Annotated in this window: 14 protein-coding genes; 3 read left to right on the forward strand and 11 right to left on the reverse strand. The window is 30.1% G+C overall.

Going from position 1 to position 16,328, the window contains the following annotated elements; all coding sequences use genetic code 11:
- From HY951_09645 to HY951_09655, 3 genes are all read left to right on the forward strand, one after another.
- On the forward strand, nt 1-722 hold a 722-nt coding region (locus tag HY951_09645), incomplete at its 5' end, for a virulence protein E (protein ID MBI5540308.1).
- Nucleotides 723-941: 219 nt separating this feature from the next.
- The gene (locus HY951_09650; GenBank protein MBI5540309.1) at nt 942-1,760 is read left to right on the forward strand and encodes a hypothetical protein; all 819 of its coding nucleotides are present in this window, start codon (nt 942-944) and stop codon (nt 1,758-1,760) included.
- Between the two features lie 296 nt (nt 1,761-2,056).
- A complete protein-coding gene (locus HY951_09655; protein MBI5540310.1) occupies nt 2,057-3,295 on the forward strand; it encodes a site-specific integrase in 1,239 nt (412 codons plus the stop codon).
- A gap of 223 nt (nt 3,296-3,518) precedes the next feature.
- Here HY951_09655 and HY951_09660 read toward each other — a convergent pair whose 3' ends face one another.
- From HY951_09660 to HY951_09710, 11 genes are all read right to left on the reverse strand, one after another.
- Nucleotides 3,519-4,250, reverse strand: coding sequence for a hypothetical protein (locus HY951_09660; GenBank protein MBI5540311.1), 732 nt, complete (start codon nt 4,248-4,250; stop codon nt 3,519-3,521).
- Nucleotides 4,251-4,291: 41 nt separating this feature from the next.
- On the reverse strand, nt 4,292-4,720 hold the full coding sequence (locus tag HY951_09665; protein ID MBI5540312.1) for a hypothetical protein: 429 nt from the start codon (nt 4,718-4,720) through the stop codon (nt 4,292-4,294).
- 10 nt (nt 4,721-4,730) lie between these two features.
- A complete protein-coding gene (locus tag HY951_09670) occupies nt 4,731-5,144 on the reverse strand; it encodes a helix-turn-helix transcriptional regulator (GenBank protein MBI5540313.1) in 414 nt (137 codons plus the stop codon).
- 4 nt (nt 5,145-5,148) lie between these two features.
- Nucleotides 5,149-5,532 carry a hypothetical protein gene (locus HY951_09675; protein ID MBI5540314.1) on the reverse strand — a complete coding sequence of 128 codons (384 nt, stop codon included), beginning with the start codon at nt 5,530-5,532 and terminating at the stop codon, nt 5,149-5,151.
- Between the two features lie 93 nt (nt 5,533-5,625).
- The gene (locus tag HY951_09680; GenBank protein ID MBI5540315.1) at nt 5,626-6,987 is read right to left on the reverse strand and encodes a toll/interleukin-1 receptor domain-containing protein; all 1,362 of its coding nucleotides are present in this window, start codon (nt 6,985-6,987) and stop codon (nt 5,626-5,628) included.
- Nucleotides 6,977-8,278, reverse strand: coding sequence for a restriction endonuclease subunit S (locus HY951_09685; GenBank protein MBI5540316.1), 1,302 nt, complete (start codon nt 8,276-8,278; stop codon nt 6,977-6,979). Before HY951_09685 ends, HY951_09680 begins: the two co-directional genes overlap by 11 nt.
- Nucleotides 8,275-9,711, reverse strand: coding sequence for an N-6 DNA methylase (locus tag HY951_09690; protein ID MBI5540317.1), 1,437 nt, complete (start codon nt 9,709-9,711; stop codon nt 8,275-8,277). The genes HY951_09685 and HY951_09690 overlap by 4 nt, the downstream gene beginning before the upstream one ends.
- A 134-nt stretch (nt 9,712-9,845) precedes the next feature.
- Complete coding sequence (locus HY951_09695; GenBank protein ID MBI5540318.1) at nt 9,846-12,257, reverse strand: DEAD/DEAH box helicase family protein; 2,412 nt, start codon at nt 12,255-12,257, stop codon at nt 9,846-9,848.
- Nucleotides 12,258-12,589: 332 nt separating this feature from the next.
- Nucleotides 12,590-13,420: a DUF4249 domain-containing protein gene (locus HY951_09700; protein MBI5540319.1), complete on the reverse strand. Its 831-nt coding sequence runs from the start codon at nt 13,418-13,420 to the stop codon at nt 12,590-12,592.
- A 4-nt stretch (nt 13,421-13,424) separates the two neighbouring features.
- Nucleotides 13,425-15,749: a TonB-dependent receptor gene (locus HY951_09705; GenBank protein MBI5540320.1), complete on the reverse strand. Its 2,325-nt coding sequence runs from the start codon at nt 15,747-15,749 to the stop codon at nt 13,425-13,427.
- A gap of 115 nt (nt 15,750-15,864) precedes the next feature.
- Nucleotides 15,865-16,299 carry a TetR/AcrR family transcriptional regulator gene (locus tag HY951_09710; protein ID MBI5540321.1) on the reverse strand — a complete coding sequence of 145 codons (435 nt, stop codon included), beginning with the start codon at nt 16,297-16,299 and terminating at the stop codon, nt 15,865-15,867.
- Nucleotides 16,300-16,328 lie beyond the last annotated feature (29 nt).

Raw genomic sequence — 16,328 nt, forward strand, 5'->3', positions numbered from 1 at the left:
AAGAACAAAACAGCGGTAAGTCAACCTTTATTCGTTGGCTTTGTCCTAACATATTACAACAATACATGGCAGAAAATATATCAACTGACAAAGATAGTTTGATTGCACTTTGTGAAAATTTTATAATTAATATGGATGAGTTGGCAACATTATCAAGGGCAGAAATTAATAGTTTGAAAAGTATGTTCAGTAAAGAGACAATTAAAATCCGTAGACCTTACGACAAAAGTCCTACTTCAGCTTCAAGACGTGCCAGTTTCTTTGGATCAACCAATAAAGCAGAATTTCTTACAGATGAAACCGGAAGTGTCCGTTGGCTTTGTTTTGAATTAACAGGCAGAATAAACTGGGATTATAAAAAAGATTTGAGTGTTGATGATATTTGGAGACAAGCATATACTCTTTACAAGCAAGGCTTCAAATACGAGCTTACAGCTGATGAGATAAAGGTAAATGACGAAGCGAATCAACAATATCAAATTACCACTCCTGAAATAGAATTTCTTCAAAAACATTTCCTACCTGGAACAAAAGATGACAATGATGTATTTTATCAGGCTACAGATTTCTTAACTTACATTGGAGAAAAATATCCGGGAGTAAAACTTAATCTTAATAACATAGGAAAAGGTTTAAAAATTCTTGGCTTTATTCGAATCTCAAAACGGACAGAAAAATATCCGGTAAAAGGATACTATACAAAATTTAACCATACTTTCTAAAATCTCATTTTTACCATGACTACATTACTACATCTCTGCAAATATTTACTTATTAATACTTTCTATGTAGTAAGGTTAAAAATATTCTTTACTACAAGGTTACTACCTTACTATTATATTGTTATTTGTAGTTATGTAGTAGTCATAGTAGGTGGGTTTTTCAGAGTATAATTCATTTTATAAATCAAAAGTGTTTTTAACTATAAAAAATATAAACAAATGACAAAAACAACTGGAATCCGACTTGAAGTTCCGCAGCATTTATATGATAAATTGCAGGAAGAACAGGAGTATCGCACACCTAACACAGGTAAAAAACCTTCACTTGCATCTATTATTCTTGACTTTTGCAACGAAAAACTAGACAACAATGTACATGAACATTTTAATGTACATGAAAGTGCACACAATTCAGTAGCTACAAATAAAACCGATTCCAAACTTGAAAAACAGCTTAAAAACTGGGAAGAAAAGCTTGCAAAATGGGACAATTCATTGAAAGAGCGTGAAAGAAAATCAAAAGAACTTGAGAAAATAATTTACCAGGAAAGAATGGAAGTTATGGATATGAGAAATAAGGTACTTGATGAAAGAGAGAAGGTTTATCAAAATGCCCTTGCAGGTTCAGAAACATTGGTAGACAACAAATTCCTACATGCAGAATTAAAGCATAAAGATGAAAAGATTAAACAACTTGAAAAGGATCAAGCTTACGATAGAAGTAAGTTGTTACGAACTATTGAAAAAAATAACAAAGAAGAAACAAAATCCATTTGGGATCATATAAAAGACAATTTACCCTTAATTATTGGTGGCTTTACATTATTAGGAGCATATCTACTTTCCAAAAAAGATAACAAGCCAAAACTGCCAAAAGAAATGGATGGATTGGTTAATATGATTAATCAAATGGACGAACAAGGCAAAAAAATAATTGCCGAGAAATTAATTTCCTTTACAGAACAACATACTGAAGTAGAAAAAAAGAAAAATGAGACTACAGAAGAACAAAAACCACCATTTCAATTAAAAATATAACAAATTACATCTAGGCTGGCATTTTAGCCAGCCATTTTTCTATTTTGGATATTTTTTGAGTGATTTTTATGTGCGAAACTCCAATTTTCATGTACAAAACATAAAATTCTGAGTGTTTTTTGGTCATAAAACGGATGTTTTGATGTACAGTTTCTAAAATTCAATGTTCAATTGAGGCTAAGTTTCAATTTTTTGAAATGAAATTATCAAGTGTCCATTCTCAAAATAATGTTTTGCATAATTGTTCAAGCAGCAAAAGCTGCGGTTTTTAGTATTAACTTAAATAATTATGTGAAATGAGTACAAAACCTAAATTGAATTTCTTGTTTTATATCAAGAGAACAAAACTTTTAAAAAATGGAGAAGCTCCCATCCATGTGAAAATTAGAATTGGTTGGCAAAAAGTCGACTTTGGAATTTTAAAATCTGTAAAACCGGATCTTTGGGATGTCAAAACGAAAGAAATAATCGGAAATTCTGAATTAGCAAAAGAAATTAACGGTGAAATTCTCAAACTTAGTGAACAAATCAAATATCATTTCAATTTCATGAATAAAAAAGGATATGAAATTACAGCCGTTGGATTAAAAAATGCAATTCTGGGAATACAACCTGAAGAGAAAAAATTTATTGCGATTTTTGAAGAACATAATACACTTGTTAAAAAACTTATTGGAAGAGATTTTGCACCAGCCACACATCAGCGATACCAAACATGCGTTTCGCATTTGCGGAATTATATAAATTTGAAATATAATACAAAGGATTTACCATTAGGCAGAATCGACCCATATTTTATTACTGGTTTTGAAATGTATTTAAAAATTCAACGTAGCTGTAGTCACAATACAACTGTTAGATATTTAAGAAATATAAGAAAAATCGTTAAACTTTGTTTTGCAAATGGGTGGATAAAGCAAGATCCATTTGTTTACATTAAACTGAAGTTAAAGACAGTGAATACAGAATTTCTTTCGGAAGAAGAACTTAATACAATAAACGGAAAGAATTTTAAATTTGAAAGACTGCAACAAGTGGCAGATGTTTTTCTTTTTGCATGTTTTACCGGTTATGCATATTCTGATTTAAAACTTTTAACAATAGATAACCTTGTAAAGGAAGAAAACGGGCAAGAATGGATTCATGCAAGAAGACAAAAAACGGATATGTTATCACATGTACCAATACTTCCAATTGTTAGAAATATTTTAGACAAATATAAAAATCACGATTATTGCTTAAAGCATAATGTGCTTTTGCCTGTGCTCTCAAATCAGAAATTGAACGCTTATTTGAAAGAGATTGCAGATATTTGTGGAATAACAAAGAACATTACTTGTCATGTAGCCAGGCATACTTTCGCAACAACGGTCACATTAAATAATGATATTCCTATAGAAAGTGTATCGAAAATGCTTGGGCATAGCTCTATTAGTATGACACAGAATTATGCAAAGTTGCTTGATAAAAAGGTAGGTTTTGATATGAATAAAATCAGAGAGAAGTATTCTTTTGATAGAACCTGTATTTCTTAAAAAAAAACATAATATCTTATAATTAAATAGACTTAGGTTGGCTTTTTTGCCAGCCTTTTTCTTATATGAGTATTTTTTGAATAAAATTAATGTTCAAAACTCAATTTTTCAGGCACTAAATATAAAATTCTGAGTGTTTTTTGGTTAATATTTGGTTGTTTTGGTGTACAGTTGATGTACAAAATATAAAAATCAACTGGGAAAAACAGCTATTTCTCAAAAATTATATCAAAAGTTCATCCTTTAATGGAGTGAATAATTCAGACATTTTATCAAAATCTTTTAAAACTCCTTGCACGTATGGAAAATATTGAGGATTAATTGCTCTTCTCTTAAATAATTCATAAACTAATACGTGATTTACCTTTTCAAACCTACTCAACCATAACAAAAGTAACATTCTATTCAATCTCTTATTTGTTTCAATATCAAAATCCTTATTATTATTGATGAAATAATATAGATTTATAACTGTTTGAGTTAACTCTTTTATATAATAGTTTAATTGTATTTTATCTAAATTCTCAGACTCTATATATAAATCACTTAATTCGACAAAATCATGTGTTCTTTCTTCATAATGAGTATGAAATAGTGAAACTTTATATAAATATGCATCTATAGCTTCAGTAGCATTAAGACCGTCATATTTAATATTAAAATCATACTGTCTTTTGATTTCAGATAATTCATTTGAGACTTGATTATTGAACCTATCATATTTAAGTTCCTTTCTTTGAATTTGATTCGCCTGATATTGAATATAAAATGAAATAAAAAGTAAAAAACAACTCAATAAACCTAAAATTGGAGCTGTACCACCATTAAGAATACCTGAAAACGTATAACCATCTTGAAATCCATAACATTCAATAATGTTTTCTATTACTAAATATAATACTACCAAAATTATAAGAAATGTAATTATTCCAATCGTAATTGCTATTTTACTCATTCGTTCCATTATTTTGTTTATTAAAATAACAATTAGTAATGTTATTTCTTTGCAAATAATTGTTTAAACATATCAGTTGGATTAACAATAGGCAAAATAAGGTCTGCGAACTTAGTACCAACTGCATTCTTTGCTAAAAGAGCTCGAGTATGAGTAATTGATAAACTTAACATCGTTGTTAAAATATCATCGGGAATATCAAACACATTCTCCTCTTTTTTTAAAGTAGCTAATTCAGGGATAAGGAAAATATTTGATGTTCTTATTTTCATTATAACTTTATTTTCACTCTGAAGTGAATATATTGCAGCTAAAAGTAGTTCTACAGTATTTTCAATAGGGTTAATATTTGTTTTCAACTCAAAACCAAGAGTAATCTGTGTCGAATCATTTAAATCAACCTGTTCATCAATAAAAAATTCAACATCTTTAATCTTTGTTATTCCTACCAGTATTTCTTTAGGTTTCATTTTTTTATTTTTATGAAGCGGAAACTGAAAATTTGTTATATGGAAGAATAAATTTTGTTGAAGCAGTTCTTTCTTTTATTTCGGTACTACCCTTCATATAAGATAAACCTGACATAAGACCATATTGCATATTAAATCTATGAATTTGATCTTCTCTTACAAATTCATTCAAGTCCTGAAATGCAATTACTGGTGCTTTGTTTACAGCTAATGAAAGTTCAATTAGTTTTTTTAAGGTATAATTGAAATTACCATTCATTACCTGTGAAACGTAGCCTTTAGTTACACCTAACTTTTCTGCAAGTTTGGTTTGATTCATTTCTTCATTACTTTCTAAATATTCAGAAACCTGTCTGAAAATTTCGTTCTGAATTGTTTCAAACCAGTATTCAGGTGTTTTAAGTAATTCTTCTCTTTTTAACATTGCTTTAGTTGTTAAAATATTCTTTCTTTATTTTTCTGAAATGCTTAATATCTTTTGGTTGAGTTCCTTTTTTTCCTGCACAAACAATAATCCTTCCGGACGTTTTATCGTGAAAAAGATAAACTCTTAAATTCGCTGTTTTTATTTCATATTCCTTATTTATTTCCTTCTTAGGTGTAATATCTTTAAATTTTGTAAATGGTAAAGATTTTAAATCAGCCATTTCCTGCAATCTTGCTTGTATGGTATATAACTCTGTATTCAAGTTCCCTTCTTTTTTAATTAATTCTTCAAACTCATCAAATTCGCACTTATCATTAATAGATAGCTTGAAAACTTTAATCTTTCCCTGAATCTCTTTTATTTCATTTAACGCAAATTTAGACATAATAGTTTAGTTATAACTATACTTTTATAAATTTTTAATATAAATATTTTTATTTCTCACAATTTCACACAGTTAAAGTACTTAATTTCATGATCAATTATGCTCTAATCTTTTTTTTGCTATTTCTTCTATTAACCAACTAAGACAATCATCAACAATCTGAATAGAAGTGTACTGATTTTTATCTTTTTGATTAAACCAACAAAGTTCATTGTTTACGTTTCGGTCAAAAACGTAATTGATATTTGCAATACTAATTGGATCTTCTTTCTCTATTGATACATATTCGTTATTATAATAATATGTCCCATTCCATTTATTAATATTTAAAAATGACCCTTCACATGTTTCTTCATATTTTTGAAACCAAATAAGGCTAAAACTTAAACCAAAACACCTAAACACAAATACTGGATTATAATCGTTTCTTTCATATCCCGAACCCAGTCTTTTCGTGTCAAGCACTTTAGCTTTCTCCAAAATATCCGTAAACATTTTAGCCATTTCTTCTTTTGCAGAATCTAATCCCAATGGAGAATTTAAAAAGGCATTTTTCTCTTTATTAAATTTTATTTTCGCCTCTACACCATCTAATATTTCAATTTTCTTTTCTAATTCAGACTTTATTACAACAACTTCATTAAGTTTTATTGGTAAATTTTTATTCCCTAAATCGAATAATAAATCCCTAAATTGCCCTATAAATTCCTCGTTTTCTATTGACTTATTTAAGTTCGAGCTATAATTATATGGTAAGTCAATTTGTTTATGAATAAATCCTTTTAACTTATCAATAATATCTCTTTCCACTATAGGCATTATTTTTTTATTTAATGCAGTGGCATAGCCTATTTCTTGATTAATCCATTGGGTGGAAACTGATTTTTCTGTAAGTATTGGAATAATAATATCAGCTTGAATAATGCCTTCTGCAACTTTTGCTGCTAATGGCTTTAGAGCCTCTCTATTTGACGCAATAACAATTGGCTTAAAATTGAAATTACCTTCAAGTTCATTTACAATTAAATGAACTTTATCTTTATCAAAGTCGGAATAACTTATAAAGAGTTCCTGTTGTGCTTTTTTATTTTTTATTAATGGCTTATTTTCAACCGGATTTACATTTTTCCTAAATCCCCAAACACCTTTAATATATTCTTCAGTTAGATCTTTACCATATTCTTTTAACGTTTCTCCGGTTTTCCAAAAATCGTTTAATTTCATTCGATGTTCTAACTCTTCTATAGCATTTGCCTTTTCAAAATCAAATTTAGAACAATCATATACGTTAACAACCTTGAGGTTATTTGTATTATAGGTTTTGCCTTTGAATAAAAATTCACCAACTCCATTGTTATAATAGTCAATGAAATTTTCGAGATTTTCCATACTCATTCCAAGGAGGTAATTACCAATTCCGTTAACTTGTTTACTATAATAAACATTATACAACATTTACCACCTCCTCTTTCTTTAAAGACTCCCTTAACACCTGCTGCAACAATTTTTCGTTTTGCAATGCACTTTGTTTTATGCTTTCTTCTAACTCATTACAAGTTTGCATAAGTTGTTCTAATTTTTGAACGATGCGGTGTTGTTCTGATAGCGGTGGAAGGGGAATAGGAATAGATGATAATGACTTGCCAGATAAATTACTTATACCCATTCCTTTTCTATACTTATTTATTTCCCCACTTAGATTCAAATAAAGAAAATACCAGTAAATACAATTTGAGCTAATCTTACCATATAGTCTTACTCTATGAATATGATTTTGGAAACAAATTACTGAATCGGAGTTCCAAATTGCAGAACGTCCAGCTTCACCTCCTTCACAAATCAATAAATCTCCTTTGATTGCAGTACACCTTTCTAATTCACTTTCTTCAATTAATATTTGTTTTAAATTATCAAGTTCAAAATATCCCCAGTATAAATTTGAAGTAGTAATACATTCTCTTGATTGCCCTTTATTTCTGCCACTATCCAAAGTTTTACCAGAATTATGCTGTGATATATCTCCTATTCTACACCAAACCCAATTTTCAGGAATTTCAAAAGGAATTTCTTCTAGTTTAATTGGTGGTAATTCTGTTTCTTTTTTTAGTTTTCCTTCTTTTATTAATTTGATTATTTCAGCTTTAATTCTTTTAAGCAATTCGCTTGCAGGCTCTTCTTTTGCATTTTGTTCTACTAAATTGCCTTGTATTGCGTCTAGTAATAATTGCTTGCGAAGTTTATATACTAAGGAGAGTTGGTGATTAACTTCGGTTGAAAGCAAATCGCTTTTAATTTCTAAATCTTTATATTTTTCAACAAACTCTTTTTGCTCTTTTAATGTAGGTAACGGTATTTCTATTTGGGCAATTTCTTTTATAGGTAAAGTAACATTTGCCATACCTTTCATTCTTGCTACTAATTCATCTTCTTTGTTTAAATCAAGAAAACGATAAAGATATTCTGCACTTACTTGTTCTTTGTTTTTTGGAATTACGGCACAAAGAATAGAACCTAATGCAAATTTCCCTTTCTGAAAATGTATTCTTTTTATACTTGCATGCCCATGCCCTGTTCCTGAAACTAAAGGAATAAGTACCGCTTCATCATCAAATTGAAATTCATTATGCGATTTTCTTTCTTCACCGGTAACAACCATAGGATATTCACCTGGAATAGCCTTCTGAATGCCAACTGCACCTTTCTTAATTGTACAAATATCACCTAATTTCACCTTCTTCCAACTCATTTTACCGCTTCTTTAATATGGTTTAATAGTTGGTTACTTTTAGCAAATGATTGTTCAAGCATTTTTACTAAATCGGCACTGCCATATTCTTGTTCTTCCTCTCTTTTTGTAGGATTTTTTATATCTAAATCATAACCTCTTTCAATAATTGTTTTGATATTTACCTTCCAACAGAGATCACTTTCAACCCTTTTATTCCACCATTTTTTTATTGGATCAAATTCTTTTGCCTGTATAGGTTTTGTTTTGTTATAAGCTTTTGCACCATCTGGTAAGCGATGTTCGTAATACCAAATATCTTTTGTAGCTTTTCCTTTTTCAAAAAACAATAGATTTGTCGCTACAGTTGCATAAGGTTGGAAAACTGAATTTGGTAAGCGAATAATAGTATGTAAATTACATTCTTCTAATAGTTTTTGCCTTACACGTTGTTTAACACCCTCACCTGTTAAACTACCATCTGGTAAAACAATACCTGCTCTTCCACCTTGTTTTAGCAAGTGTATCATCAATATTAAAAACAAGTCGGCACTTTCTTTTGTGCGAAATGTTTGGGGAAAATTGGTTTCATTGTTATTGGCTACAATACCACCAAATGGAGGGTTTGCAAGAATAACATTTACACGGTGTTTTTCTGTAAAATTGCTTAAAGGTTGGTCTAATGAATCACGAAAAGTAATATTGGGTACTTCAATATCGTGCAATATTAAGTTGGTTGTTGCTAATAAATAAGGTAAAGGTTTGTATTCCCAACCAATAATATTTTGTTCAATGCTTTTTCTGTCCTCTACATTTTTAGCTTGTGTTTTTAAATGCTCAATGGCACAAGTTAAATAACCACCGGTTCCACATGCAGGATCAAGTATTTTCTCACCTAATTTCGGGTCAATAATATCTGTTATGAATTGTGTTATTGCTCTGGGTGTGTAAAATTCGCCACTTTTACCTGCACTTTGCAATTCTTTTAAAATGGTTTCGTACAACTCACCAAAAGCATGGCGGTCTTTGGCAATATTAAAATCAATTTCGTTAAGTTTATTCAATACTTTGCGGATGTTAATACCGCTTTTCATGTAGTTATTATTGCCTTCAAAAACTTCACGAACAATAACTGCACGTTGGTTGCCAGTGCTTAAATCCAGATTTCGCAAAGCAGGGAACAGTTGCCTATCTACAAATTCTAAAAGCTCATCACCTGTCATTCCTTCATCATCACCTGCCCAGTTACCTTTCTCTTTTACCCAATGGTATTTATCAGGAATAGGAGATTTGTATTTATCGTCCAACAATTCTAATTCTTTATCCTTATCAGAAAATATTTTCAAGAAAAGCATCCATCCCAATTGTTCAATACGCTGTGCATCGCCATTCAGTCCTGTATCCTGCCACATTATATTTTGGATACTCTTTATTATTCCACCTATGTTGCTCATTTTCTTTTTTATTTCTTTAGCGATTTAATTAATTGATTTAATAATACATAGTGTAAATAAATCAAATTTTCTATTTCGTTTCTATTTTTTTTTGCCAATTATACCAAAAGGTATAATACTTAATAGTATAATTATTATGCAGTTTTATATAATTCGTTTTCTAATTCTTTTACAGCCAACAAATATTTTTCTTTACTTCCAAACTCGTTAATAATTTCAACTGGCGAACCAAATTCATCAAATGGTTTTACACGTAAGACTTCAATACTCTCAATATTATCTATGCCTTCATCGGCATATTTATCAAGCAAAGCTTCTAAAACTTTACGAGATTGCTCACCATATTTAGTAAAATAGTCTCGCTTTTTCACATTGTTAGCACGTTCTTTTCTTGTCAATGGTGGTTGATCAAAAGCTACATGGCAAATCAAATCAAATAAATCTACTTTTTTATTTACTGCTTCATATAATGCTTCAACTAAAACACCTTGTTGTTGCAACTCTTCTATTATAACTTCTTTGCGATCTGTTTCATTCCATTTGTTCAAGAAATCATTTAACGAAGCAAATTTTGCTTTTATAATTTCTTTAGTGTGGTCTTTAAGGTTTGTTGTTATAGGTTTTCCATGCTGATCGAAATACATTTCACGACTAACCAAAACTGTAACATCAACACCGTTCACATAAATTTTTTCTCTGGGTTGTTTTGGCTCGTTTGTAACCCAATTACCTGATAATTGTGAGCCATCAGGATAACGTATTTTTACTTTTTCAAACTGTATTTCTTCTCCGGTAACTTCATCTAAAACTTTTATTGTGTTTTCTTCTTCCTCTATAACGACTAATGATAAATCTTCTTTTTCCGAAACCGGTTTTACTCGTATTGGATCACCATCGAAATCTTTATCTGCAAACAAATCCGTAGCATTTCTAAAATCCAAAATGGTAAAATACATTTTTCCAAATTCTTCATTAATTCTTGTACCACGACCTATAATCTGCTTGAATTTAGTCATGGAATTAATATTTGCATCCAAGACAATTACTTTGCATGTTTGGGCATCAATACCGGTGGTCATTAATTCAGAAGTTGTTGCAATAACCGGATATTTCTCTTCGGGACTGGTAAAATTGTCAAGTTCTCTTTTGCCTTCGTCATTATCACCAGTAATTTGCATTACATATTTATAGTTTTCAGCAACTAAATCTGCATTATGTTTGGAAATAGCAGTTCTCATTCGTTCGGCATGATCTATATCAACACAAAAGATGATAGTTTTTGCAAACCTGTCATAACCTTTTAAAAATTCAGTTACTTTTTTCGCAACTGTTTCGGTTCTTTCATCAATTACCAAACTACGATCAAAATCTTTACGGTTATATATACGGTCTTCAATAATATTACCATCCTTATCTGTTTTTCCCTGTTCCGGTCGCCATCCTTCTGCATCAACATTCAAAGCAATTCTAATCACTCTGTAAGGAGCAAGGAAACCATCATCAATACCTTGTTTTAATGAATAAGTGTAAACTGGGTCACCAAAATATTCGGTATTACTTGTCTCTTTAGTTTCTCTTGGAGTTGCAGTCAAACCAATATGCGTAGCATTTTTGAAATATGTTAAGATTTCTCTCCAGGCACTATCATCTTTTGCACTTCCCCTGTGGCACTCATCTATAACAATTAAATCAAAAAAGTCCGGTGTGAATTGCTTATAAACATTTGCTTCATCTTCCGGCCCAGATAAACCCTGATATAATGCGAGGTAAATTTCATAGCTTTTATCAATCTGCCTGTGTTTTACCACAGTCATTTTATCTTTAAAATACTTGAAGTCTCCACGTTTAGTTTGGTCAATCAATGCGTTTCTATCAGCTAAAAACAAAATGCGTTTTTTAGCTCCGCTTTTCCAAAGTCTGTGAATTATCTGAAACGCAGTATATGTTTTTCCGGTTCCGGTAGCCATTACCAGTAAGATTCTATTTTGTCCACTTGCAATTGCTTCAACCGTTCTATTTATGGCAATTTGCTGATAATATCTGGGTTTTCTTCCACTTCCATCAAAATAATAATCCTGAGCTGCGATTTTTTCAGCTTCATTTGTTACAATCCCTTTATATTTTTTGTATTTCTCCCAAAGTTGCTCTGGTGTTGGAAAACTATCAATATTTAATTCGGTTTCGATATTTGAATCTGTAGCAGTCCTATCATGAAATAGAAAACCATCACCATTGCTACTGAATACACAAGGAATGTCAAGTATTTTAGCATAATCCAATGCCTGTTGAATTCCGGCTCTTACTGAATGCTTATTATCTTTTGCTTCAATTATTGCAACCGGAATATTGGGCTTGTAATATAAAATGTAATCAGCACGTTTTCTTTCACCTCTAGCTGTAAGTTTACCACGAACATAGATTTTACCATCAGTAAAAGAAACTTCTTCTAATAATTGAGATAATTTATTCCATCCGGCTTTTTCAACCGCAGGGGTAATAAACTTAGTACAAATATCTCTTTCTGATAAGCTTTTTTTATCTAACATGCTTTATTTCATAAAAATCAAAAATACAAAATATAACTCAAAAAAACATAACCAAGTAAATTCACTATGGAATAATAGAAGTTATTTAAATAAAAAAGTTTATGTTTTTGAAAATAATAAACATTTAAACTCTCGAACAATGAGAGATTAAACATTATATGTTCTTCATGCCAATACCTTCAAAACTCTTAATAGCCCTTTCGAATTGAGATAATTAATTTATTAAACAATGTGTATGACATTTGGTGAGAGTTTCACAGAAGCAGGACTATTAAAATCCGACCTTTCTCAACATTAATGTATCTCTGAATTCATTCAAATTAAGGTAATCTTTATTGAACTATAATAGTTTTAGAAGTTACTGCACAAGCATTAAAATATCCAAGTGCTCCATTGCTTATATTTGATAAAGGATTTGCAGGTGATGCTGATTGATTTATTAATCCACTACTACTTAATTGAAGAAGTGTTCTAAAATAATCATAAACATCTTTGTCTATAGATTGTAATTCAATAGTTACAGTATAACCAGGTTTAAGTTTAGTTTCGTCTTGCCCACGTGCAAATAATGGCTGATTTATAGCTTCTCCATCTTTTAAAAGATCATCTTCTACATAAATCGATTTTTGAGTAACGCCATTTATTATTTTTATGAATCGGTAATAATTATCAGTTCCAATAGGATCTACAAAATTAACGTAAATTGTTTTACTACTTCCTCTGGGTGACTGTTCGGTAACAATATTAAGTGTATCAATATTTACCGAAGATGGCATTTTTGAAACTGCTGAATATTCTTTACCATTTGCCGTTACTTTAAGAGTATAAGTTCTACCTATGGTTCCTTGTATTGTTGAAGTTGTATAAATGCCAGCAGAGGTTTCAGTAAGTGTTTCTGAATTACCTGCATTATCACTTATTATAACTGAGGCACTTGAAACTGAAGGGAAATTATTTAATTCATCAAAATTCGCAGTATTAGTTAATTTAATGGTATATGATCCCGGTTGGTCAGTTATAATTCCTTCAATAACAATTTGAGGATCTTTAGAGTTAAGATCAATATTTACAACCTTTTCACATGAAGAAATTACTAAAACAACTATTAATAAGCTTAAAAAACCTATTAAAGTAGACTTATATTTAAATATATTATTTTTCATTATGTTAGAATTTAAAGTTATATGTTACAGAAGGAACCCAACGGAATAATGTTGTTTGAACAGCTTGTGTTTTTGTAGGATCATTTGGATCTTCCTGGAATGTTATAGTATATGCATTTTCACGTCCATAAGCATTATAAAGTGAAAAGTTCCAACTCGATTCAAATTTTTCTGTTTTTTTCCTTTGCCATGTTAAGCCTAAATCTAGGCGATGATATGTTGGCATACGGTAACCATTTCGTTCAGTATAATAATTAACTAACTGACCGGCGACCTCATACTTACCGCTTGGAAACGTAACAGCATTACCAGTATAAAATACCCATGTTGCAGATATTGTTAATTTTTTTGAAAGCTCATAAATTCCTACAATGGAAATATCGTGTGTTCTATCTTGTTTTGCAGGGTAATATTCCCCTTTATTTATTCCTGCAATTTTCTTTTCAGTTTTAGCAAAAGTATATCCTACCCATCCGTTTAAACGTCCGTATTTCTTTTTTAGAAAAAGCTCTATTCCGTATGCTCTACCAGTACCAAAAAGTAATTGTGATTCTGCGTTTTCGTTAAACCTAAGCTCTGCTCCATCTTTATAGTCAATTTGGTTTTGAAGATATTTGTAATATACTTCTGTTGAAAATTCAAACGTATTATTTTTAAAGTTTCTAAAATAACCCATTGAAATTTGATCGGCAATTTCTGGTTTTACATTATTACTACTAGGAATCCATAAATCTGTTGGGTTACCAGATGTTGAGTTTGACAGAAGGTGAAGATTTTGAGTATTTCTTCCATAGGCAGCCTTAATTGAGCTTTTCTCGTTTAATATAAGATTTGCAGAAAAACGAGGCTCAATATTAAAGTATGTTGTTACAAATTCACCTTTCTTGTATGAAGTAGTATCAACTGTTTCTCCTAATGAATTATAAGTGTAGAAATCACCAGCACCTAACGTACTAAATGAAGTAAAGCGAATACCATACTCAAAACTAAAAATACCTGAAGGCTTAAATTCATGAGTAAAATAGATTGCATTTTCTAAAGCTTGTTTATGCTTTAAATTAAGCTCAGATATTGAAGAATCACTTTTTGTTATGATTGCACCTGGAATAATTTTATGATAAATGGAATTAAGTCCAAATTTGAATTTACTCTTTGTATTTGAAAAATATTGAAAATCCTGCTTTATGTTATAATCCTGAATTCTGGAAACTATTTCTCCATCAGTTCCTGCAAGTCGAGTATTTATATTGTAATCGTAATTACTAAAAATAAGTGATGTATTTGAAAATAGTTTACTATTAATAACATGGTTCCATCTTAATGTGCCGGTTTTATTTCCCCAGTCGATACCCATTTGGTCGCCAAATCCAAGAATATCTTTACCAAAATAACCAGAAAGAAAAATCCTGTTTTTATCATCTATACGGTAATTTACTTTTGCATTAAAATCATAAAAATAGAGCTTTCGTTCCCTCATAGCGCTATCTTTTGCTAATTTAAGAAATAAATCGGCATATGATCTTCTACCATTAATTGTAAATGAGCCTTTATCCTTAACAATAGGTCCATCAATTTTTAATCTCGATGAAATTAACCCTAAACCACCTTCTACTCCATATTCTTTATCGTTTCCATCTTTTGTTTTAATGTCGAGAACAGATGACAATCGACCTCCATATTCTGCGGGTTGTCCACCTTTGTAAAGTGTTACATCTTTAATGGCATCAGCATTAAATACAGAGAAAAATCCTAAAAGATGAGAAGCATTATAAACAATAGCTTCATCAAGCAATATTAAGTTTTGATCTGCTGCTCCACCTCGTATATAAAATCCACTATTCCCTTCTCCTGCAGATTTAACTCCAGGTAACAATTGAATTGTTTTTAAAATATCTTTTTCACCAAAAATAACGGGAATATTCTTAATTTCTTGAATATTTATTTTCTCAACACTCATCAGATTTTTGGTTATATTCTCATCTTTCTTTTCAGCAGCAACAACAATCTCCTCTAATTTAGTAGCTTTTTCGGAAAGCGTGAAATTTTGTACAGTGTTACTAGATAACTTTATTTGCTTATTTTGAAGATCATATCCTATAAATTGCAAAATAATATTATAGTTTCCCTCGGGAATAGAAATAGAATAAAAACCATATGCATTAGTTGTTGTTCCTACTGTTGGTATTTCCTTAATTAATATAGATGCACCTATTAATTCTTCACCAGTTTTTGCATCTCTTGCAAAACCGCTAATGGTATATTTTGTTTGAGCATTTACTATATGAGAAATAAAAAGAAAGCTGAATGTAATTATTAGAATTTGTTTCATTTATTTATTTTTTCTGAAATAATCAAATTTTGATTCTATAATATTAAAATATTTTTATGCAAACATATAACAATATAATTTCACCTACTGCTACTTATGTTACATAAAAACTATTTTATTTCTTTAAATCATTATCGTAAGTTTTTATATTATTTATTGAACTATTGAGTTGGAATGAAGAAGATTCAAGCCACTTCTTTATATCATTTAAATTTTCACTCCAATCTATAGGACTTAGCTCCTGTAAAACTTTTTCAAATAAGCTACTATTATTGTAAAGCTCAGTATAAAGAAACCAAGTTGGTTTTTCTAATCTTTCTGGAATTAAATTAATATTAAACTTATCATTAAAAACATTGTCAAGAACTCTTCTAACAATGTATATATACAATCTTTCTTTTGAACGAAAATAGTAATGAATAGATGCTTTATTTGTATCAGCTATAGTTGCAATTTGTTGTAGTGTAGTTCCATGATACCCATACAAAAGAAAGATATCGTATGCAGCGTCTAATATCTTATCATCCGTACCTTTCTCATTATTTTCCATAGCATTTCATTTTTTAGTTAAGAAATAAT

The organism is Bacteroidia bacterium (assembly GCA_016218155.1).
In the GTDB taxonomy this organism is placed as follows: Bacteria; Bacteroidota; Bacteroidia; order Bacteroidales; family GWA2-32-17; genus GWA2-32-17.